Raw genomic sequence first — 22183 nt, forward strand, 5'->3', positions numbered from 1 at the left:
TGCCTCGGGTTACATTTGCACTGGGGCGGCGACGCCCAGCAGTCCCAGTCCGTTGGCCAATACCTGCTTTACCGCCTGACTCAATAATAAGCGGGCGTTACGGATATTGGTATCGTCATTGAGCACGATGTGATCGTTGTACCAGCCGTGGAACTGGGCGGCCAGTTCCTTAAGGTAATTACTGACATGATGCGGTTCGTAGGACAGCGCTGCCGCCTGCACCACTTCAGGATAAGCCGCCAGTTTCTTCACCAGTTCGCGTTCCACGTCTTCCTTCAGGCTGGACAGGGCTTGCAAGCCGTCTTCCAGGGTATAGCTGTGGCCGCGCTCCGCCAGCTTGTCGAAGACGCGGCAGATACGGGCATGGGCATACTGGATGTAGTACACCGGATTGTCCTTGCTTTGTGACTTGGCCAGATCGAGGTCGAAGTCGATGTGCTGTTCGCTCTTGCGGGTGATGTAGTAGAAGCGGGCGGCGTCCTGGCCCACTTCCTCGCGCAGTTCACGCAGGGTGATGAACTGGCCGGAACGGGATGACATCTGCACCTGCTCACCGCCGCGCCACAGGGTGACGAACTGCACCAGTTGCACGTCCAGCTTGCCCGCATCCAGGCCCATGGCGGTGATGGCGGCCTTGACGCGCGGAATGTAGCCGTGGTGGTCGGCGCCCCAGATGTTCAGCACCTTGTCGAAGCCGCGCTCAAACTTGTTGAGGTGGTAGGCGATGTCAGAAGCGAAATACGTGGCCTGACCGTTTTCACGCACCACGACGCGGTCCTTTTCATCACCGTAGTCGGTGGATTTGAACCACAGCGCGCCGCCTTTTTCGTAAATGGTGCCGTTGGCCTGCAGGGTCCTGACGACGCGGTCGATGGCGCCGCTGTCGGCCAGCGATTTTTCGCTGAACCATTCGTCATAGGTGACGCCGAAACCTTCCAGGTCGTCCTTGATGTCGCCGAGGATGCTGTCCAGCGCAGCCCGGAAGAATACGTCGTAACCTTCCGGGCCGAGCAGGGCGCGGGCGTTGTCGATCAGGCCGTCGATATGGGCTTCCTTGTCGCCGTCAATGACTTCACCGGCTTCGTTCTTCACTTCATCTTTCGGCACATTGGCGAAGACGTCAGCGGCGGGTTTGACCCAGGCGTTGCCATGGGCATCGACCACTGTCCGGGCAATGTCGCGCATGTAGTCGCCGCGATAGCCGTTGGACGGGAACGTGAAGTTCTCGCCGCACAACTCGATGTAACGCAGGAAAGTACTGGTGGCGAGGATCGCCATCTGGCGGCCGGCGTCGTTGACGTAGTATTCGCGTTGAACCTGGAAACCGGCAGCTTCCAGCAGGGTCGCTACGGTCATGCCGTAGGCCGCGCCGCGGCCGTGGCCGACGTGCAGCGAGGACGTCGGATTGGCGGAAACGAACTCGACCTGGATTTTCTGGCCCTGACCGACATAGCTGCGGCCAAAGGCTTCTTTCTTGTTCAGGATGTCGCCTAGCACGGCGAATTCAGCCTGTTCCTGCAGGAAAAAGTTAATGAATCCGGGGCCGGCGATATCGGTCCTGACAATCAGTTCGTTGGCGGGGATGGCCGCCACGACCTTTTCGGCGAGGTCGCGCGGCTTCATGCCCGCCACCTTGGACGCCACCATGGCCAGATTGCAGGCCCAGTCGCCATGAGAACGATCCCGGGTTCGTTCCAGCGTGCTCTTGTTGACCCAGTCGGCGGGAACCACCTGTTGGTCTTGGAGTTGCTGCAGGGCGAGGTCGAGAAGGTGTTGCAGTTGGCTTTTCATGGCAGCGGGGAAGGTCCGGAGAAAACAGCCAGCGATTCTATCGGAAAAATCGCTGCTTCTCATCCGGTAAATGGTGTGGAAGCGGGGGTATATGGCCTCAGTCGCGGGTTTGGGAGCCCGGATCGGTGGCCGGTGTCTCCTTGCGGGAATCGCCCATGCGGTCCACAAAGTCCAGCAACTTGGCCACCTTGCCGCCCAGCCGCAACAGCCGTTTCAGCGTGGAGGGCGACAGCTTCTGGATGTCGGTCAGCCAGTCCATCAGCAATTGCATCATGGCGTACATTTCATGCATGCGCTTCTGGGCGACCAGATCCACATCGCCGGTGACTTCCTGTTGCAGGGAGTCGCGGAGCAGGGTCAGGGTGGGCTCCACCTCCCGCTGGCGGCGTTCCTCAACCAGGATGCGGAAGATTTCCCAGACATCCTGCGGAGCGGAGTAGTAGTCGCGACGGTCGCCGGGCAGGTGTTGCAGCCGGGTCAGCTTCCAGGACTGGAGCTCCTTCAAACCCAGCCCGACATTGGAGCGCGACATGGCCAGCGTCTCGGCAATTTCGTCAGCATGCATGGGGCGGTTGGAGATGAAGAGCAAGGCGTAGATCTGCCCGACCGTGCGGTTGACCCCCCAGCGACTGCCCATTTCGCCAAAATGGAGAATGAAACCGGCGGCCAGCGGGGAGTGGGTATGCATGATTTAATATTTCCAGTAATTGCTGGAAAGTCTAGTAAATTATGGGGAACTTCTCAAGTTGAAGAGTTGACAGATTCAGGGTTTGTCGATAGGAATCGAAGGGTGCCCCTAGCTGCGCGGCGTCCCGAGGCAAAGCAGGCGGTGAGCAGATAGCCGCCGGTGGGGGCTTCCCAGTCCAGCATTTCTCCAGCGCAAAAGACACCGGGCAGCGCGTTAAGCATCAGTTGGTCGTTGAGGCTGTCGAAGCGGACTCCCCCGGCGGTGCTGATGGCCTCATCCATGGGGCGGGTGGCCGTCAGACGCAGCGGTAGCTGCTTGATGGCGGCGGCCAGTTGCGCCGGACTGGCTAGTGTTTCCGGTGTTAACACTTCGCGGAGCAAGGCGGACTTGACGTCCGGCAGGCCCAGGCGGTTGCGCAGGATGGCTGACAGCGACTTGCCGTTACGCGGCTTTTCCAGTTCATCCCGGATTTTGGAGACATCTCGTCCCGGCATCAGGTCGATGTACAAGGTTGCTTGGCCGGTGGCCAGCAAGGTGTCGCGCAACGGAGCCGACAAGGCGTAGACCAGGCCGCCTTCCAGTCCGGAGCGGGTAATCATCAGATCGCCGCGTTTGCACTGTCGGCCGCCACGGTTATCCGGGCAGGCAATTTCCACCGTTTTGACCGGATGGCCCGCGAACCGTTCAGCAAACAGGGCCGACCAAGTGACATCGAAGCCGCAATTGGCCGGTTTCAGCGGAGCAACGCCCACCCCTTTGTCGGCCAGCCAAGGCAGCCAGGCGCCGTCCGACCCCAGCCGCGCCCAGCTGCCGCCACCCAGCGCCAGCAGGCAGGCGCTGGGTTTGGCCGTGCTTTCACCGACGGGGGTTTCAAAACGGAGAGCGCCGTCCGGGGTCCAGCCGATCCAGCGATGGCGTACCCGGATATCCAGTCCCAACTCCCGCAAGCGGTGCAGCCAGGCTCGCAGCAGGGGGGCGGCCTTCATGCCTTCCGGGAAAACCCGGCCGGAGCTGCCGGTGAAGGTGGGGATGCCCAGTCCCAGCGCCCAGGCGCGCAAGGCCTCGGGAGGGAAGTCGCAAATCATGGCTTGCAGGTGGACTTGCGCCTCGCCATAACGGGTCAGGAAGCTGTCCAGCGGTTCAGCATGCGTAAGGTTGAGGCCGCTTTTGCCCGCCATCAGGAATTTTCGGCCCAGCGAGGGGCGGGAATCGTACAGGGTGACAGCGACACCCGCTTCTAACAGCACTTCGGCGGCCATCAGCCCGGCCGGGCCGCCGCCTATGATGGCGACGGATGCTGGAGGGAGGGAGCAATGGGGCATGACAGCGGGCCGGTACGTGGGGAAACGGCCCGCGATTATAGCCGGTTTGCCGGATCAGGTATGGGCCGGATGATTCTCCCCCGGTTTGATGATGCTTTGCTCGCGCTCACCGAACATGCTGGCCAGGGCATCCACTTGCGCCTTGCGGCCGCGCGCTTCCTGGCCTTTGCGCAAGACAGGCAGCAGTCGTTGTCCGGCATATCCGGCAAAGCGGGGCATCATCGTCAGCAGCGGGAACCAAGGCAGCTCGTTGGTGGGCAGACCCAGCATCGCCATTTTGTCCTTGCCCAGGAAATAGCGGCTGACACTGAGGTGCTGGTGGTAGGCCAGTTGCCGGCGCAGCGATTCCAGATTGTCGAAATGGCGATCCAGCGGCTCGCGGGCCAGTGCCGCTGCCAGTTCACGACTGGTGTCGTTGGTGCGGCTCTGGGTCATCAGGGTGTGGTACAGGCGGACCACGCCCTCACCTTCAGTGAAACACAGCCATTTTTCGTCCACGCCCATCAGCCAGCAGGTGTAATTCCAGAAGTGCATCATCGCCTTGGATTCACGGGGCGTGACCGGAATGCCCAATAGCCGCAATCCGCCCAACGTCACCACGCAGAAGGCGAGGTAGGTGGCGATCATGTCCACCTGACTGACCGGGATACCCCATTCAGTGCTGTCCCAGTCCGGGCGTTGCTGCAGGTTGCGGCGCACCAGCGCATGCACCAGACGCACATGCAGCGTGGACTTGTAGCCCGGACCGCCACGGCGCATGCCGTTGATTTCCGTACAGTCGATCCACCATTTGCCGGTTTCGGCAATACGGGCGGAGGCACCCCGGTTCAGTGCGCCGGTCAGCACCAACGTCTGGTTGAAGCCGGACAGCATGTAGCCGCCCATCAAACCCAGATCACGCAAGACATAGGGCGCGGCAAGCGCAGTGCGGTGCATGAAGCGCACGCCTTCATCCAGCAATTCCTGATCCACCCAGGCCGGGCGTTTTTCCACATACCGGAAGAATGCTTTCAGCGGCTCCGGGGCATCCGGGACCGAATCAATGCCGGACTCCATGGCCTTGTTGAACAACAGGCGCGACTCACGGTGACCGTAGCTGTACATCCATTCCAGCAGCTCGTCCATGCGGGCATCGCCGTTCCACAGTTCGTTGACCATGGCGTCGTATTCAGGGCGGGTGGGGGAAATGTCGCGTTTCAGCCACAGTCGCTGCCACAACGGGGTCTTGGTGCGGGTTTTTTCAAAGGGACGAACCCGGCGCGGGGCGGGGCGGACAGCGTTTTCGGCGGCGGACATGACATTTCTCAAGCAAGGTGGCTTGTGCTGACCTTAATGTGAAAGTATATTCGCGTTCAATTCGCATTGATGAAGAGTAAGGCCATGCGCAAGCAACCACAGCAGGAACGTTCCCGGCAGATGGTGTCCACCTTGATCGAGGCCACCTCGCGCTGTATTTCCCGGCACGGGCTGGATGGCACCACCACGCCGTTGATTGCCGAACTGGCGGGGGTGAGCGTGGGTTCGTTATACCAGTATTTTGACAGCAAGGAAGCCTTGATCAAGGCGCTGATCCAGAAGCTGCTGGGCGATGTTACGCAGGCGCTGAAATTGGTGCCGATTGAGCAGAATGCCACCGTGCGCGATCTGGTCGGCAACACCATCCGGCTGGGCTTTGCCTTGTTGCACAGTAATGAAGGTCTATATCTGGAACTGGTGCGGAACTGGCACCGGCTGCCGACGCAGGATGTGGCGGACACATTTCAGCAGCATTTCATGGAAATGGCCCGGTTCTATTTTCTGAAGCATTATCGCGAGCACCCGATCCATAATTTGCAGGTGCGCTTGTTCATTATCATCAACAGTACGCTGTTCACCACCGTGCGCCTGCTGAGCCAGGACAACCCCTTCCTGAATGAGGAAGAGGTGATCCAGGGGCTGACGGACATGATTGCGGGCTATCTTGAAGGGGCGTAATCAGCCCTTGACCCGCAAGGTGGAACGCCCGCCATCGACGGCAAAGACCTGACCGGTAATCCATCCCGATTCCGGCGATAACAGGAAGGCGGCCATGGCGGCAGTATCCCCGGCCTCTCCCAGTCTCGGCAGCGGATGCATTTCCGCAATAGCCTGCTCGGTTTTCTCGTTGGCGAGGATGCCGGAGGCGAGCCCGGTTTTGGTCAGCGAGGGCGCGACAGCATTCACCCGTACTTTCGGTGCAAGTTCCGCCGCCAGCGACAGCACCAGCCCGTTGACTGCGGCTTTGGCCATGCCGATGGATGCGTGGAAAGCAAAGCCCTGAGTGGCGGCGATACTGGAAAACAGCACCACTGAGGCGGTTCCTTCCATCTTTTTCAGCGCGGGCAGGGCGGCTTGCACGGCTTGGGCAGCACCAAGGGCGTTCAGCCGGTAGTCGTGCAGGAAATCGTCGGGGGTTAGGCGTGACAGGGGTTTGAGGGTGATGCTGCCGATGGCGTAGACCAGTCCGGACAAGGTCGGGCCTGCCGCGTCCTGCACGGTGCGGAAACTGTCCGGGTCGAGGACATCCGCCACGGTGAACGGCGCTTGAAGCTCATTGGCCAGCGCGCTCAGTTTGACGGGATCGCGGGCAACCAGATGCAGCGGGCGCCCGGCGGCATGCAGGCGGCGGGCGAGGGTGGAGCCGATGCCGCCGGTGGCGCCGTAAATCAGGATGGGGGCTGTCATGGTGAAGCTCGGGTCAGGGTTCATCATGCTAGCGCTCTTCGGAGGGGGTGGGACTGGGTCAAATGTGGGACATCAATCGGACATTCCCTTCTTTCCCTCCGCCCTGAAAACCGCCGGACTCGTGCCCGCCCACCGCTGAAACGCATGGATAAACGCCGCCGACTCCGCATACCCCAACTGCCGCGCTATAGATTCCATGGACTGCGCCGTCTCCGCCAGCAACTGCCGCGCCTTGCGGAAACGCACCTGATCCAGCACCTTGCGGAACGACGTTTCCTCCTCGCTTAGCCGCCGCCGGAAACTTCGCTCCGACAAGCCGAACGCCGACGCCACTTCCGCGCCGGAGGGAAACACCTCCACAAACAAATCCAGATAATCCGCCACTTGATGGCCCAATCCCGTCAGCTGTGCCTCCCGCTTCGCCAGCAACAAATCGCACTGTTGCCGGTACAGGCTATAGGCCGTCGGGTTCGCCGCCGGAAAACGCCGCGCCAGATCCTCCGTCCGCACCACAAAGCGTGCTTCCGGCGTATCAAAGGTCACCGGGCAGCCATAGCGTTCTTCATACAGCCGGAAGTCCTTGGGCTTGGGGTAAGGCACATGCACCGCCACCGGCTTGATATCAATGCCGATATGCGCCTGTATATCCCGCGTCAACTGATAGGTGCCGGACATGTCCCGGTCCACCAGAAAGCGGCGGCAGCCGGCGGGTAGCGGAATGTTGCGGATGCACAACGCGGTTTCACGCTCTCCCGGTTCCAGTGCAAACTCGCCGAAGATATAGGTCAGCTGCTGGTAATGCACCCCGGCGCGAAAGGCTTCCCAGGCGTTCTGGCAGGTCATCAGCAACATGATGAAGGGACCATAGCCGGCCAGGCTCATGGTGCTGCCGATCTTGATGCCGGTTGCGGCGTCGGGCAGGGCGGGCACAATGTCGTTGAAGATGCGCAATTCCAGCGATCGGTCAATTTCCGCATCCGGCGACAAGCGGTCCAGGTCGATACTGTAACGCGCCAAAACCGGCGCAACCTTGACGCCCAAGGCTTTCAGCCCCTGCAAGGTATAAACGAATCCCAAGACCGAGCGTGTGCTCATTCCAGACCTCTGGCCGAAACTATCAATTTATGGATGAAGACTAGCATATCCGCGGAATCGGTGTGGTTTTAGTATCTGTACGTCCGTACCAATAACGAAATCCACCCCGAGGTGCCTCCTATGACCAGTCGTCCCCCCATTCCCGCCCAATCTGCTGTGCTGGACGTTGCCATTGTCGGCGCAGGCTTTGGCGGCATGTGCATGGCCATCAAGTTGCTGGAAGCCGGCAACCGCAACTTCCTGATCGTGGAAAAGGGCAGTGAGGTGGGCGGTACCTGGCGCGATAACAGCTATCCCGGCGCGGCTTGCGACGTGCAGTCCCACCTTTATTCCTTTTCCTTTGAAGGCAAGGCCGACTGGACGAAGCGTTATGCCCCTTGGTATGAAATTCAGGATTACATTGTCAAGACCAAGGAAAAGTATGGTCTGGTCGCGTTTACCCAGTTCGACACCGAAGTCAACGGCGCACATTTTGACCACGAAACCGGCATCTGGACCGTCAACACCAACAAGGGTGTAACCGTGCAGGCCCGTCATGTGGTGCTGGCGTCCGGCCCGCTGCATGTGCCGCAGGTGCCCAAGATCAAGGGCATGGAAAAGTTCAAAGGCAAGGTGTTCCACTCCGCGCAGTGGGATCACAGCTATGACCTGACTGGCAAGAATGTGGTATCGATCGGCACCGGCGGCAGCGCCATCCAGTATTGCCCGGAGATAGCGCCGCAGGTCAAGCAACTCTATGTGTTCCAGCGCACCCCGGCCTGGGTGATTCCGCGTGACGAACGCACCTATTTCGGCTTTGAAAAGGCGATTTTCGAGAAGTTCCCGATCATCCGCAAGCTGCACCGCGCCCGTCTGTACTGGAGCAACGAGTCCCGCGTGTGGCCCGCATTCCGCCCGCAAAACGCCCGCGCCGTGTCGCAGTTGGTGAAGCTCTTTATCCGCTTCCAGGTCAAGGACAAGGCGCTGGCCGCGAAGTTGACGCCGGATTACACCTTCGGCTGCAAGCGCGTGCTGATTTCCAACAAGTATTACCCCATGTTCAACCGCAAGAACGTGGAGCTGGTCACTGACGGTATCCAGGAAGTGCGCGAGAACACCATCGTGACCCGCGACGGGGTGGAGCGTCCGGTGGATTGCATCATCCTCGGCACCGGCTTCATTGTCGATCCGCGTATCTACATGAAGGATTTCCCCTGCACCGGCATGCCCGGCCATGATCTGAACAAGGACTGGAAGGACGGCGCGGAAAGCTATTACGGCATGACCACCACCGGCTTCCCGAACCTGTTCCAGTTGGTGGGGCCAAACTCGGCGCTGGGGCATAACTCCATTATTTTCATGATTGAGTCGCAGGTGCACTACATTCAGGAATGCATGCGTCTGATGAAGGAAAAGGGCGTGGATTACATGGATGTGAAGGCATCGGCTCAGCGTAGCTTCAATGAAGATGTGCAGGAAAACATCAAGGGTACGGTGTGGAGCACCGGTTGCGTCAGCTGGTATCAGCAGGAAGACGGCAAGAACTTCACCATCTGGCCGTGGTCCACCTGGAAATACTGGCTGGAAACCCGGAAGGTGAAGGAAGAGGATTACCTGTTCACCAAATGCAAGAGGCCGACGCTAAAAGCGGTGGCCAAGGAGAAGGCGGAAGCTTGATCCGGCAAGTGGGTTGTACCTTGTGAGGCAAGTTGCCCCCGGTTAAGAGCCGGGGGCTTTTTTTATTTTGAAGTAGCGTAGTTCTTGTCCGGGGTGGGGTGTTCCATGGTGCTGTAGCCGCAGATACCCGCCTTGAAGTCATTGTAGGGAATTACGCTTCGGCTCTCGCAGGTGTGGGTGGCGGCACCGGAAAGTTTGTCCGGGCTAAGAGCTTGGGTACGCTTAAGCATGGCGCCATAGGCCACGTTTTCGACAAAGGCACTTTGAATCATCCTGCCGACTTCACCGCATTGCTCCATGCTGAAGGAGCGCAGGTATAGTGAGTTGTAGAGCTTGCTGCAATCCGTTTCGGCAAGGGGCTCGGCCCGCTTTTCCTTATGGCTGACCCCTTTCTTATCCAGCTTCAGCATCTTCCCGTCATACACGGCATAGGTCCGCGTATATCGCTCAACGCCAAGATCCAGCACGACGGTTTCATCGCGCTGTTTCAGATCCGTCTGCACGTTGGCCGGGAATGGCATTGGTTCTGAGACATTCGCCTCGTGGCTCTGATTAAGGCTGGCGAAGGCCAGAATATCTTCATGGCTGTTGCTCCCCTGACTGAAGCGGAGTAGTACGATGTCCTTTTGTGGAAAGCGGAACGTGGCTTCCTGCCGGATTGATAGGGCTTCGACAGTGAGCAAGGTCTTGCCCTGATAAATGATGGAGTATTGCGGTCCTTTGCTTTCCTTGATATCCAGGACGCCAAAGCGGGTGGCTATCGGGTTGGTTGCGGCATGGAGCAGGCCGCTTAACAACAAACCAGTGATCAGCAGCAGGTATTTCATGTGTTGCCCTCATTCGCGTCGTGGATAGCCACGGGGGCTTCGTTCCCGAAGAAGCCGTCGGCTGTTGAGGGCCAAATTAGCGAGCCGATGTTACCGATCTGTGTGGCCTAAAATGACCATTCTGTGAATATGTCGTGAAGTGCGATATGGTTGGCATTGTTTCTTTGCCGGAAGAAAAAAGCCCCGCAATTGCGGGGCTGATTACAAGGCTGAACGATCAAACCAGCCCGATTACCCCTCCGTCATTGCGGGTAATCACAATGGTGGCCGAGCGGGGCCGCTTGCTGCTGCCCGCATTGGTCTGGCTGTCCGGCCAGTGACTGCGCAGGTCACCGATCTTGCTGTTTTCACCCGGATGCTGGATGTTGACGAACATCGTCTTGCCATCCGGCGTCATGGTCAGGCCGGTAATTTCGCATTCCTTCGGACCCACCAGGAAACGACGCAGGTTTTCATCGCCGGGGTTCTTGCCGACAAAGGTATCCACCGGAACTACTGCACCACCGGCCGCGGTGTTCTGGATGGTCTTCTTGCCGCCGTCACCCACCATGCCCGGCACCGCCGCCAGCATCATGCAGTTGGTGACATCGCTGTATGCGCCGTCGTCGGTCTGGATCCACAACACGCCGCGCGGGTCGGCGTAGATGCCGTCCGGGCTGGAGAAATCGTTGTTGGCGGAAAGGCCTGAAACATTGACGTTGCTAAGGTTGGCGTCAGCTTGTGCGCCGAACAGGTAGATGTCCCAGCTGAACTTGTTGGCACCATCTTCGCGCCAGCGGATAATGTGGCCGTTGACGTTGCCCTTGCTGGTGGCGGCGCCGTTGACATCCTCGTAGTAACGCGGGTTGGCGGCATCCACCATGGGGCTGCTTGATGACGGCGATGCAGCCACACGGCGGGAGTTGTTGGTCAGCGTGAAATAGACCTCGCCAGTCAGCGGGTTGACCGTACACCATTCCGGACGGTCCATCTTGGTGGCGCCCACGGCATCACCGGCCAGGCGTGCGGCTACCAGCACGGCGGCTTGCGAGGTGAACGGGAAGGTGGCGTTGTCATCGGTCAGGCCATTCTGGCCATGCACCAAGGCCACCCATTCGCCGGTGCCGTCAGCCTTGAACTTGCCAACGTACAGCGTGCCCTTGTCCAGGTACTTGTCACCGGCCGCCGTGCCCTTGGCGGCATCGGCGGCGTCCCACAAGGCCTCGGAGACGAACTTGTAGATGTATTCGTTGCGGCTGTCATCGCCGGTGTAAACGATGATCGGCTTGCCGACGGACACCGGGCCGAACCATGCGCCTTCGTGCGCCATGCGGCCCAGTGCGGTGCGCTTTTTCGGGGTGGAGGCGGCGTTGAACGGATCAATTTCCACCACCCAGCCGAAGGTGTTGGCGTCATGGCGGAAGTCATCGCTGCCGGTCATGGAAGCGCCGGTAACACTGGCGTTCCAGCGCTTGAAGACGTTGGAAGCGGGGTCGGCGGCGACCACGGAGGCCCAGGCGTAGGATCCGGCGGTGCCTTCGGTAATGCCGTAACGGTTCAACAGGGCGACATCCGGAGCGGGTCGCTTGGCGTTGTCACCAGCCAGACGCTGGTAGTAAAACGCCCAGTTTTCTTCGCCGGAGAGGTAGGTGCCCCAAGGGGTTTCTCCATGTCCGCAGTTGTTGATGGTGCCCATGGACTTAACGCCCTTGGCGTCATAGGCGGTGACCGTAAAGCGTGAGCCGCGCACCGGTCCGGTGAGTTCCATGGGCGTGTTGGGCGTAATGCGGCGGTTTACAGCCCCGGTGCGCACCACTTCAAACTTGCCAGCGTTTTTCTTGATTTCCAGAATGGCAACGCCATGCGCATTGATTTCCTTCAGTGCTTCATCTTCCAGGCGCGGCGCTACGGAGATTGCGCCTGCATGCAGCATGCTCTGGGTGATGTTTTCGTGGTTGATGCACAGCACGCCCCGGTCCGAGCGCGTAGAAGCCCACTTGCCGTCGTCGCCCAGGCCGTAGTAAGCCATGGCGTCATGATGGTCGCCGGAACGCTTTTCATAGGATGCACCGGTTTCGGAGCCGTTGTCGGCCCAGTCGGCCACGCCGGCCGCCAGCGGGTCGCCCAACGCGTATAGCACGCTCAGGCTGTAACCGGTGGGCAGCATGACGGTGTCGGCCAGGCTGCGGGCGACCGGTGTGAAGCCCAGTTTCGGCAGCGCCGGCGTGGCGGTGGAGCTGTCCTTGCTGTCACTGCCGCATCCGACCAGCGGGACAGAGGCAAACATGGCGGCCGCCGTGGCCGACAGACCGCCCATCACCGTTGTGCGGCGGCTGAGGCGAACCTGAAGCAGATCACTGAGGTGAGGGTTGTTCGAAGGGTTATTGTCATTTTCGACAAAATCGGCAGACGTGGTGCGGTTGCGGTCTTGCATGGTCATTTACCCGGTTGAGTGGTGGACAACGAAATGTCCACGCATCCTCGCCCCAGCTAATGACATCCTGCTTAAAAAGGGATGAAACTTTTGTGACGGCGTCCGGCTCAGGCAGCAGCCGTTGACTCAATGACCGGCACCAGCACCACCGGCATTGTGGCTTGCTGCAAGACCCCGGCGCTGGTGCTGCCCAGCAGCAGCCGCGCCACCACACCCTTGCGGTGTGTGCCGATGACAATCATGGACGCTTCATGTTTGGCAGCCTGATCGAGGATGCACTGGGCATGGTTGGCCATGCCGTGCATCAACTGTGCGGTGCAGTCGATGCCCTGTTCACGTAAGGGCTCACTAAGCGTCTGAATTTTCAGGTGTTCTTCCCGAAAGCGGTCGGCAATGCTGTCGCGGATCAGTTGCGGATCGGGGAAGTTGCCAAAGGACTCGTCGCTGACGATGTCGTATCCCGTCAGCTCCGGACGGATGTCGGTGACATGCAGCAGGATCAGCCGGGCGTTCAACGCCTTGGCCAGCATGCCAGCATGGTTCAGAATAGCGTCACTTGTATCATGCAGGTCAACGGCAACCAGAATTTTCACGACAATCACTCCCTCGCAGTGGCTTTAAGCCTTAGAGTCACCCAGCCAAACACATTTGTCCAGTGCAGGTATGATCCTGGAAAGCCCAATATCTGCAACCGTGACAGGAAAGACTGTTGACCCTGCGGCTCTTGGTACTATGATGCGGGTATTGGGAATCCCCGTAAAAAAATAAGCACCAGGCCATTGGTCCCGTGTCATTTGAGATTCCCCCGCAACAACAAGACCAAGAATCCAGAGAGAGAAGAAACCATGCAGGGCCATATTTCCGGAACGTATGTGCGCTTGTTGTTCGAATGGCTGGACGAGCAGGGCATGGAGGCTGAAAAAGTCCTGCAACGCCCGTGCCCGGAACTGGACGAACGCGTCCGCATTCCGTTCGATGACTGGCGGGCCATGCTGGAGCGCGTCTACCAACTGACCAAGGACCCGGTGTTCGGGCTGAAGGTTGGCAAGCGCATCACGGCCCGGCATTTGGGCGTGCTGGGATACGTCACCTATTCCTGCAACACCTTGGGCGAAGCCCTGCTGCGATTGCAGCGTTTTGAGGACTTGGTGCATGCCGTCAACGACCTGCATGTCTCATTTGAAGGCGAACTGGTGCTGTTGCAGTGGGGGGCGGAGCTGGGCGCCACCGGGCAACTGGCCGATCAGACCGCCCAGGCGGTGCTAGTCAGTTACCTGCGGCAGGTGATCGGCGACGATTTCAACCCGGTGTACATGAGCTTCATCAATGAGAAGCCCGCTGATCTGCGTCCCTATGAAGAGTTTTTCGCCAGTCCGGTGCATTTTGAGGCAGCCTATACCACGCTGGCCTTCCCGGCCATCTGGCTGACCCGTCCGCTGAACAAGCCCGACCCGGTGCTTCGCGACATTCTGGACCGTCAGGCGGAAAACCTGCTGCAGCAACTGCCCGCCAATGACGAATTCATCACTGCCTTGCGCCAGTCCATTCACGCGGCCATTCACGCCGCCACGCCCAATCTGGATATTGTCGCCATGCGCATGTGCTGCTCGCCGCGCACCCTGCAGCGCCGTCTGGACGAGCGTGGCCTGAAGTTCCAGATTCTGCTGGATGATGCCCGCCTGCAACTGGCCAAGCGTTATCTCAGCAAGGTTTCCACGCCGCTCAGTGAAGTGGCGCTGCTATTGGGCTATGCTGAACAGAGCGCCTTCAATCATGCCTTCAAGCGCTGGACCGGCATCACGCCCAAAGTCTGGCGTGAGAAGAACGCTGCGATGGGGGCTACCCCCTGGTAACCGATTAGGAGTCAATCATGCCGCGATGTACCTGGACTCGGGCCGGTATTGTTCTGGCAATGGTGCTGGCGGCGTCCCCGGCAGTAGCGGCGCAGGTGGAAGGCGTCCGTTTGGCGGACAACGTGCGCGTGAATAATCAGCCCATGTTTCTGAGCGGGGCGGGCCTGCGCAGCAAGTTCTTCGTCAGGGTTTATGTGTGCGCCCTCTATCTCTCCGAACGCATTTCCTCCCCGGAAGGCGTCATTGCTTCCCGGAAAACCCGCCGCATTGAGTTGCATATGCTGCGCAGCATGCAGGCGTCAGCCATCCATGAAGCGATGATGAAGGGCTTGGAAGATAATGTGTCTGCTGCAGAGTTGAAGCGGCTGAAACCGCAGCTGGGGCGTTTGCAGCAGGCGATGACGTCCATTGGCGGCGTCAATGAAGGGGATGTCATCCAGTTCGATTTTGTCCCCGGACAAGGAACCATCGTGCGGATAGGAGGGGATGTGCGGGATACGATTGAAGGGGAGGAGTTGGCTCGGGCCCTGCTCAGTATCTGGCTGGGGCCCAAGCCGGTGCAGTCAGACCTCAAGGACGCCCTGATGGGCAGGTCCTGAGGTCAAACCGGGATCGCCTTAGCGGCGTTCCCATTCACCTTGACGACGGGGACGGTCACCGTTGCGCGGTGCGTCGCTGCGTGGGGCGCTGCTGTAGCCGCCGCCATCGCGACGGCTGTCGCTGCGTCCGGCGCCGGCATAGCCGGAACCTTCGCGGCGGCTGTCCGGACGATTGCCGAAGCTGTCATCACGACGCGGGGCATAGCCGCCACGGTCATCACGCGGGGCGCGGTCGGCAAACGGGCGGTCACCGGCGGCGGCAGGGGCGCTGCCGCGATAGCTGCTGCCTTCGCTGCGATAGCCGCCTTCCTTGCGGAAGCCGGTGTCATTGAAGCGGGGGCTGCGGTCATCGCTGCGCGGGCCGCTGCGGTCAGACGGTGTGCGGGCAGCCTGGCCTTCCTTGCGGTCACGGCTCCAGCGATCCTTGCTGTTGAAATCACGGCCGCTGCCGCTACCGCTGCGATAACCGTCACCGGGACGGCCGGTGCGCGGCTTCGGAGCGCGTTGCGGTTCAAGACCTTCCACTTCGCTGGCGTCCACGCGGGCTGGCAGCATGCGTTCAATCTTGGTCCACTTGTAGCGGTCGCCATGGTGCACCAGGTTCACGGCAATGCCGGAACGGCCGGCGCGACCGGTACGGCCGATACGGTGGATATAGTCTTCGCTGTGGCGCGGCAGTGCGTAGTTCACCACGTGGCTGATGTTCGGCACGTCAATGCCGCGCGCGGCGACGTCGGTGGCGACCAGAATCTTGATTTCGCCGCGACGCAGGCTTTGCAGCGTGCGGTTGCGGTGCGATTGCTTCATGTCGCCGTGCAGGGCGCTGGCGGCGTAGCCCAGTTCCACCAGGTCGTCGGCCAGTTCATCGGCTTCCAGCTTGGTGCCCGTGAAGACGATGGCCTGTTGCATGCTTTCATGACCCAGCACATGCGCCAGCAGCTTGGCCTTGTGTTGGGCGTCATCCACAAAGTGCAGGCGCTGTTCAATGCGGTCATATTCCAGTTGCTGTTGTTCGATGCAGATGCGCACCGGATCCTTCAGCAGTTCGGAGGCCAGTTCGGCGATACGGCCGACCATGGTGGCGGAGAACATCAGCGTCTGGCGGGTTTCCGGCGTCTGGTCCATGATGGCGTCGATGTCTTCGGAGAAACCCATGTCCAGCATGCGGTCGGCTTCGTCGAACACCAGCATCGCCAGCTGGCTGAGGTCAATGCGGCCGGAGCCGATATGGTCCAGCAGACGGCCCGGGGTTGCCACCAAAATGTCCGGCATCTTGGCCAGCATGTCCAGTTGACGCGGGTAGGGCATACCGCCCACGATGCTGGTGCAGACGATGCGGCGCAGGTATTTGGTGAAGGCGGTGGTGGCCGTGGTCACCTGTTGCGCCAGTTCGCGGGTCGGGGTCAGCACCACCAGCTTGGGGCGTGCCGGTTCCGGACGCGGACGGCGGCCGTTGGTGCGCTCGGGACGGCCGGTGGCGCGCTCAGGGGCTGGCATTTCCAGAATCTTTTGCAGGGCGGGCAGCATGAAGGCGGCTGTCTTGCCAGAACCGGTCTGGCTGGAGACCAGCAGGTCACGGCCTTGCAGGGCGGCCGGAATGGCTTGGGCCTGCACGGGCGTCGGGGTATGGATGTTCAGGTCGGCCATGGCGCGGCACAATGCTTCGTTCAGGCCAAGGGCCAGAAATGCGGAAACATCAACAGCAGGCACAGACAGTTCTGCACCGGTTTGATCGGCAGTGGTCATTAATATTCACTTTTTCAGAGAGAGCCCGAGAATGGGCGTCAAGCCGGCGCTAGGGCACGGCAACAATGCGGCATCGGCGCCAATCGGACCTGACCACGGCGGCAGTCGATGCTGGCACTGGGGTCTCTGGAGGTAACCGGGAAGAAGGAGTTGCAGGATTGTGTCTGCATAAACCCGGATATGATCGGAGGCGAGGCTTTAGGCGTTAGTTAACGCGGGGCGAATCATAACAGAAGAATGACAGCAGAGGGATTTTTTTTGACTATGTCGGCGGTGTTCGCCGATAAAGCACTCAGTCAGCCGGTCGAGAGAGGGTTTTATGATAGAATTTGCGGCAGTCCTATTGCTGTTGGGGCCCGTTGCCCTGCTGGTGATCATCAACACCCGCCGTCATCGTCGCCGGGATGAATCCCCGCCCCCCTGAACGTACCTGCCGGAGTATTTCTTGAATTTCACCAAAATCGCCCTGATCGTGCTGTTTACCGGACTGGGATTGTTTGCCGTCCAGTTGTCTGCCGGCTTTTTCATCATGAAAAAATATGAGTCCTGTGCGGCGGAGTGGCGGGGCGCTCATCCCGGAACCTTGTCGGAAGCGGATATGAAGCGTTTGATTACGGAGTCCGCCAATTGCGTGGAGAAGCGGCTGAATGCCTTTGAGCGGCTGTTTTTCAATGCCGAAGCCGCCCGGGGGCGTTCCGTCCAGGTGATCAGGAAGGAAGCTCCCATGCCGACCAAATCAAATTAAATTAAGGTTTGTGCAGTCGCTTTTGACAGGCTCACGCTTCATGCAGACGGCTATGAACTATGAGTGGGTGGTTGAATCGACGGAGAACATCAGAAATGTATGCCGCCATATATACTGCAGGTGTTTCCCAAACGAGAACAAGCAAGTGGTTAAGAGTGTACTAGTCATAACACTTTGAAGCCGCTAGTATTGAGAATTATTCTCGCCAAGACTCACCTGCGTCAGCTATCCAAGATTGTCGCGGTGATGTCGTCTGCATGGGGCACGACCCCGGGAGCCACCTCATGACACAGCCCTTTTCCCACAGACACTTACTTATGCCGGGACTGGTCGTCACGGCCATTGCCCTGCTGTCGTCCTGCAGCAAGCCCGCCGGCGGCCCCGCCGGCGGTATGCCGCCCGCCGCTGTAGGTGTTCTGAAAGCAGCCCCTGCCGATGTCGCGGTTGACTATGAATATGTCGGGCAGGTCGCCGGTTCGCGGGAAGTGGAAGTGCGCGCCCGGGTCAACGGCATCGTCGAGCAGCGATTGTTTGCCGAGGGTCAGCCGGTAAAGGCCGGGCAGCCGTTGTACCGGCTGGATAACGCGCCCTACAAGGCGCAACTGGCGGTGGCCGAGGCGGCACTGGCCCAGACCACGGCGCGGGTAAAGCAGGCCGAACGCGATGCCGCCCGTCTCAAACCGCTGGTGGAGAGCCAGTCCGCTTCCCAGCGTGATCTCGACAATGCCCTGTCCGCCCTTGATATTGCCCGCGCCGATGTCAAGGCTGCCGAAGCCCGCATTGCCGAAACCCGGATCAATCTGGGGTATACCGATATTCGCGCTCCAATCAGCGGTGTGACGGGTCGGGCGCTGAAGGTGGAGGGCTCCCTTGCCGGTTCCGGGGAGGACAGTCTGTTGACCACCATTGCCCAAGTGGATCCGGTTTATGTCAACTTCGGCGTCGGTGAGGCGGAATACCTGCGCCTGAAACGTGAATTGGCCGAGGGCAAGTTGCGTCTGCCGACAGGCAGCTATCAAGTGGCCTTGCTCTCCTCGGACGGCTCGCCGCTGAAAAGCACCGGCCGTATTGACTTCCAGGATTACCGCACTGATGCCGGCACCGGCAGTTTCGGCATGCGCGCCAATGTCGCCAACGGTTACCACGAGTTGGCGCCGGGCCAGTTTGTCCGGGTGCGCCTGACCGGCGCCCTGCGTCCGCAGGCGATTGCCGTGCCTCAACGCGCCGTGCTCGATGGTGCACAGGGCAAGTTTGTCTACGTGGTGTCGCCGGGTGACAAGGGCGGTTTCGTGGCGCTTCCCCGCCCGGTCAAGGTGGGCGAGTGGGTGCGTCTGTCCGGACTGGACAGCAACGGCTGGGTCATTCGTGAGGGGCTTAAGCCGGGTGACGATGTTGTTGTCGATGGCACGGCCCGCATTTTCTTCCCCGGTGCGCCGGTGATTCCCGGTCCCTTGGGTGCGGCACCTGCCACAGCGGCGGGCCAACCTGCCGCCGCGCATTAAGGGAGCCGCCTCATGATTGCCCGCTTTTTTATTGACCGGCCCATCTTCGCGTTCGTCATTTCGATTTTTGTGACGCTGGCCGGTCTGGCGGCGATGCGCAACCTGCCCATTGCCCAGTATCCGGAAATTGCGCCGCCGGTGGTGCAGGTGGCGGCGGTTTATCCCGGCGCTTCGGCCGAGGTGGTGGCGGAAACCGTAGCTTCGCCGCTGGAGAACGCCATTAACGGCGTTGAGGGCATGATGTACATGTCTTCTTCCTCCGGCTCCAACGGTTCGACCTCGATTGACGTCACCTTTGAAATCGGCACTGACGTGGATCAGGCGGCGATCAACGTCAATAACCGGGTCAAGCAGGCCGAAGCCCGCTTGCCGCAAGAGGTGAAGCGACTGGGCGTCACGGTGTCCAAGGGCTCCTCCGCCTTCCTGCAGGTGCTGGCCTTTTATTCACCGGACGGCCGCTTCGACGATGTTTATACCTCCAACTACGTGACGCTGAATGTACTGGATCGCCTGAAGCGTATTCCCGGCACCACCAATGTGCAGATCTTCGGGGCGAAGGACTATGCCATGCGCGTCTGGCTTCAGCCCGACCGCATGGCGCAACTGGGCATCACGGCGGGCGACGTCGCCCGCGCACTGAACGAGCAGAACGCCCAGTTTGCCGCCGGCAAGATCGGCCAGACCCCGATTCAGGGCCAGGAAATGGTTTATACCATTACCGCCAAGGGCCGTTTGTCCACGGTCAGCGAGTTCGAGAGCATTATCATTCGCGCCAATGCCGCTGGCGCCACCTTGCGCTTGAAGGATGTGGCGCGGGTTGAGCTCGGCGCCAAGGATTATGACTTCAACGGCACCATCAACGGCAAGCCCGCCACGCTGGTCGGCATTTTCCTGCAACCTGGCGCCAATGCGCTCAGCGTCGCCGAGGACGTGAAATCGACCGTGGCCGGATTGGCGCAAGGCTTCCCGCAGGGTCTGACCTACACCGTACCTTATGACACCACCCGCTTTGTTGAGGTCTCGATCAAGGAGGTGCTCAAGACCTTAGGCGAGGCGATGCTGCTGGTGTTCCTGGTGGTTTTCCTGTTCTTGCAGAATTGGCGCGCTACGCTGATTCCGACGCTGGCGGTGCCGGTCTCGTTGCTGGGGACTTTTGCCGGGCTTTACCTGCTGGGCTATTCAATCAACACGCTGACCCTGTTCGGCATGGTGCTGGCCATCGGCATCGTGGTGGATGACGCGATTGTCGTGCTGGAGAACATTGAACGCATCATGCATGAGGAGGGCTTGTCCGCAAAGGACGCAGCCTTCAAGGCCATGCATGAGGTCAGCGGCCCGGTCATCGCCATTGTGCTGGTGCTTTGTGCTGTGTTTGTGCCCATCGCTTTCATGGGCGGACTAACCGGTGAATTGTACCGCCAGTTCGCCATTACCTTGTCTATCGCCGTGGTGCTGTCCGGCTTGGTGGCGTTGACGCTGACCCCTTCCTTGTGTGTGCTGATCCTGAAGAACGAGCACAAGCAGACGGCCCGCTTCTTCCTTTGGTTCAATGACTGGTTCCACCGCATGACCCACAGCTATCTGGGCGGGGTGAAGTTCTTGCTGAAGCGCTCCCTGCTCAGCGTCATCCTGTTTGGCGGCATGATTGCCATGACGGCCGGCTTGTGGAGCAAAACGCCCGGGTCACTGGTGCCGGATGAAGACCAGGGCTTCTACATCGCCGCCGTGTTTCTGCCGGACGGGGCATCGCTGGAGCGCACCGACAAGATCGTGCAGCAGGTGGTGGACATCATCAAGTCCAATCCCAACAACAAGGATGTGGTGGCTTTTACCGGCCTTGACTTCCTGGGCGGCGGATTCAAGAACAGCGCCGCCACGCTGTTTGTTACCCAGAAGGACTGGAGTGAGCGTGACGTGCCAACCGGGGCGCTGGTGGGCGAATTGTTCATGAAAACCGGCGGCATCAAGGAGGCGCTGGTGCTGGCCTTTGCGCCACCGGCCATTTTCGGATTGGGCAGCACGGGCGGGTTCGAGTTTTATATCCAGAACAAGGGTGAAGGCGGCGCGCAAAAAATGGCGGAAGTCAAAGACGCCTTTCTGGGCGCGGCGCACCAGAATCCGCAACTGGGCATGATCAACACGCTGTGGCGTCCCAACACCCCGCAGTTGCATGTGGAGGTAGACCGGGAAAAGGCCAAGGCGTTGGGGGTGGATATTGATGATGCCTTCAATACCATGGCGGCAACCTTGGGCACCTATTATGTCAACGATTTCAACAAGTATGGTCGCGCCTGGCAGGTGCTGATGTCTGCAGATTCGCAGTTCCGCCATCGTCCGGAGGATATCAACAGCATCTACGTGCGCAGTAACCAGGGGGCTATGGTGCCGTTGTCGGCAATCGCGAACGTCAGCTTCAGTTCCGGCCCCGACAGCATTGACCGCTACAACAATCTGCCGGCGGTGAAGCTGATCGGGCAGGGCGCGCCGGGCGTCAGTTCCGGTCAGGCGCTGGCGGCGGTGGAGGATACGGCGAAGAAAGTGTTGCCGGCGGATTTCCAGTATGAGTTCAGCGGCGCCTCGTTTCAGGAGAAGCGCTCCGGCGGCAGCTCAGTCGTCGCCCTAGGGTTGGCGGTGGTGATGGTGTTCCTGATCCTGGCGGCCTTGTATGAGCGCTGGGCCTTGCCGCTGGCGGTGCTGTTGGCTGTACCTTTCGGCATCTTCGGGGCATTGGCGATTGTCCAGTTGCGTAACCTGGTTTTCATGGCCATGGGCATTCCAGCGCCACCATTGACCAACGATGTCTATTTCCAGATCGGCATGGTGACGCTGATCGGGCTGGCGGCGAAAAACGCGATCCTGATCGTGGAGTTTGCGGTCATGAAGAAGGAAGAGGGCATGCCGACGGCGCAGGCCGCCCTGGAAGCGGCGCGTTTGCGCTTGCGGCCGATCATCATGACCTCGCTGGCATTCATCCTGGGGGTGCTGCCGCTGGCGCTGAGTCATGGTGCTGGGGCCGGGGCGCGCATGTCGGTGGGCACCGGCGTGATGGGCGGCATGCTGGCTGCGACCTTCCTGGCCATCTTCTTTGTGCCGTTGTTCTTCAAGCTGATTGTGGACGGCCACATGCGGACTGATGTGAAGGAGCTGGAGGCCTATAAGGAGAAGGAGCGAAAGTACTGACCTTCATCCGCAGGATGCCGGGACGGGCTCAGGCCTGCCCCGGTATCCTTGCCAAACCTGCCG

General features: G+C 60.1%; 17 protein-coding genes. 7 read left to right on the top strand and 10 right to left on the bottom strand.

Translation table 11 applies throughout. The annotated features are described in order from the left end of the window. Nucleotides 1-9: 9 nt before the first annotated feature. The 4 genes from argS to Q7T36_RS06360 form a co-directional block, all read right to left on the bottom strand. On the bottom strand, nt 10-1791 hold the full coding sequence (gene argS / locus Q7T36_RS06345) for an arginine--tRNA ligase (protein ID WP_304845315.1): 1782 nt from the start codon (nt 1789-1791) through the stop codon (nt 10-12). Between the two features lie 97 nt (nt 1792-1888). Then, nucleotides 1889-2479, bottom strand: a complete 591-nt coding sequence (locus tag Q7T36_RS06350; protein ID WP_304845318.1) for a GbsR/MarR family transcriptional regulator — start codon at nt 2477-2479, stop codon at nt 1889-1891. Nucleotides 2480-2532: 53 nt separating this feature from the next. Then, a complete protein-coding gene (locus Q7T36_RS06355; protein WP_304845322.1) occupies nt 2533-3801 on the bottom strand; it encodes a TIGR03862 family flavoprotein in 1269 nt (422 codons plus the stop codon). Nucleotides 3802-3855: 54 nt separating this feature from the next. Next, complete coding sequence (locus Q7T36_RS06360) at nt 3856-5097, bottom strand: oxygenase MpaB family protein (RefSeq protein ID WP_304845325.1); 1242 nt, start codon at nt 5095-5097, stop codon at nt 3856-3858. Between the two features lie 84 nt (nt 5098-5181). Between Q7T36_RS06360 and Q7T36_RS06365 the strand changes: the two genes are divergently transcribed. Beyond that, entirely contained in the window at nt 5182-5775 is a 594-nt protein-coding gene (locus Q7T36_RS06365; RefSeq protein WP_304845328.1) for a TetR/AcrR family transcriptional regulator, read from the top strand. Here the strand turns inward: Q7T36_RS06365 and Q7T36_RS06370 are convergent, their stop codons facing one another. Continuing rightward, on the bottom strand, nt 5776-6531 hold the full coding sequence (locus Q7T36_RS06370) for an SDR family NAD(P)-dependent oxidoreductase (RefSeq protein WP_304845331.1): 756 nt from the start codon (nt 6529-6531) through the stop codon (nt 5776-5778). Nucleotides 6532-6576: 45 nt separating this feature from the next. Next, nucleotides 6577-7599, bottom strand: coding sequence for an AraC family transcriptional regulator (locus Q7T36_RS06375; protein WP_304845335.1), 1023 nt, complete (start codon nt 7597-7599; stop codon nt 6577-6579). A gap of 120 nt (nt 7600-7719) precedes the next feature. Between Q7T36_RS06375 and Q7T36_RS06380 the strand changes: the two genes are divergently transcribed. After that, nucleotides 7720-9255 (top strand): NAD(P)/FAD-dependent oxidoreductase, encoded by a 1536-nt coding sequence (locus Q7T36_RS06380; protein ID WP_304845338.1) that lies wholly within the window; start codon nt 7720-7722, stop codon nt 9253-9255. 62 nt (nt 9256-9317) lie between these two features. Here Q7T36_RS06380 and Q7T36_RS06385 read toward each other — a convergent pair whose 3' ends face one another. The 3 genes from Q7T36_RS06385 to Q7T36_RS06395 all read right to left on the bottom strand — a co-directional run bounded on the left by Q7T36_RS06385 (nt 9318) and on the right by Q7T36_RS06395 (nt 13088). Further along, on the bottom strand, nt 9318-10082 hold the full coding sequence (locus Q7T36_RS06385; RefSeq protein ID WP_304845341.1) for a hypothetical protein: 765 nt from the start codon (nt 10080-10082) through the stop codon (nt 9318-9320). A gap of 217 nt (nt 10083-10299) precedes the next feature. Beyond that, nucleotides 10300-12495 carry a PhoX family phosphatase gene (locus Q7T36_RS06390; protein WP_304845344.1) on the bottom strand — a complete coding sequence of 732 codons (2196 nt, stop codon included), beginning with the start codon at nt 12493-12495 and terminating at the stop codon, nt 10300-10302. Between the two features lie 107 nt (nt 12496-12602). Then, nucleotides 12603-13088, bottom strand: coding sequence for a universal stress protein (locus tag Q7T36_RS06395; RefSeq protein WP_304845346.1), 486 nt, complete (start codon nt 13086-13088; stop codon nt 12603-12605). Between the two features lie 252 nt (nt 13089-13340). On the opposite strand from Q7T36_RS06395, the gene Q7T36_RS06400 reads away from it, so the two are divergent. Next, nucleotides 13341-14348 carry an AraC family transcriptional regulator gene (locus tag Q7T36_RS06400; protein WP_304845349.1) on the top strand — a complete coding sequence of 336 codons (1008 nt, stop codon included), beginning with the start codon at nt 13341-13343 and terminating at the stop codon, nt 14346-14348. A 17-nt stretch (nt 14349-14365) separates the two neighbouring features. Beyond that, a complete protein-coding gene (locus Q7T36_RS06405) occupies nt 14366-14947 on the top strand; it encodes a chalcone isomerase family protein (protein WP_304845352.1) in 582 nt (193 codons plus the stop codon). A gap of 18 nt (nt 14948-14965) precedes the next feature. On the opposite strand, the gene Q7T36_RS06410 is transcribed toward Q7T36_RS06405, so the two are convergent. Next, the gene (locus Q7T36_RS06410) at nt 14966-16693 is read right to left on the bottom strand and encodes a DEAD/DEAH box helicase (protein WP_304845356.1); all 1728 of its coding nucleotides are present in this window, start codon (nt 16691-16693) and stop codon (nt 14966-14968) included. Nucleotides 16694-17138: 445 nt separating this feature from the next. Between Q7T36_RS06410 and Q7T36_RS06415 the strand changes: the two genes are divergently transcribed. From Q7T36_RS06415 to Q7T36_RS06425, 3 genes are all read left to right on the top strand, one after another. Further along, nucleotides 17139-17438 carry a hypothetical protein gene (locus Q7T36_RS06415; protein ID WP_304845359.1) on the top strand — a complete coding sequence of 100 codons (300 nt, stop codon included), beginning with the start codon at nt 17139-17141 and terminating at the stop codon, nt 17436-17438. A 317-nt stretch (nt 17439-17755) separates the two neighbouring features. Further along, nucleotides 17756-18940, top strand: coding sequence for an efflux RND transporter periplasmic adaptor subunit (locus Q7T36_RS06420; protein WP_304845362.1), 1185 nt, complete (start codon nt 17756-17758; stop codon nt 18938-18940). A gap of 12 nt (nt 18941-18952) precedes the next feature. Then, nucleotides 18953-22120, top strand: a complete 3168-nt coding sequence (locus Q7T36_RS06425) for an efflux RND transporter permease subunit (protein WP_304845365.1) — start codon at nt 18953-18955, stop codon at nt 22118-22120. Nucleotides 22121-22183 lie beyond the last annotated feature (63 nt).

The organism is Fluviicoccus sp. (assembly GCF_030646115.1).
Taxonomy (GTDB): Bacteria; Pseudomonadota; Gammaproteobacteria; order Pseudomonadales; family Moraxellaceae; genus Fluviicoccus.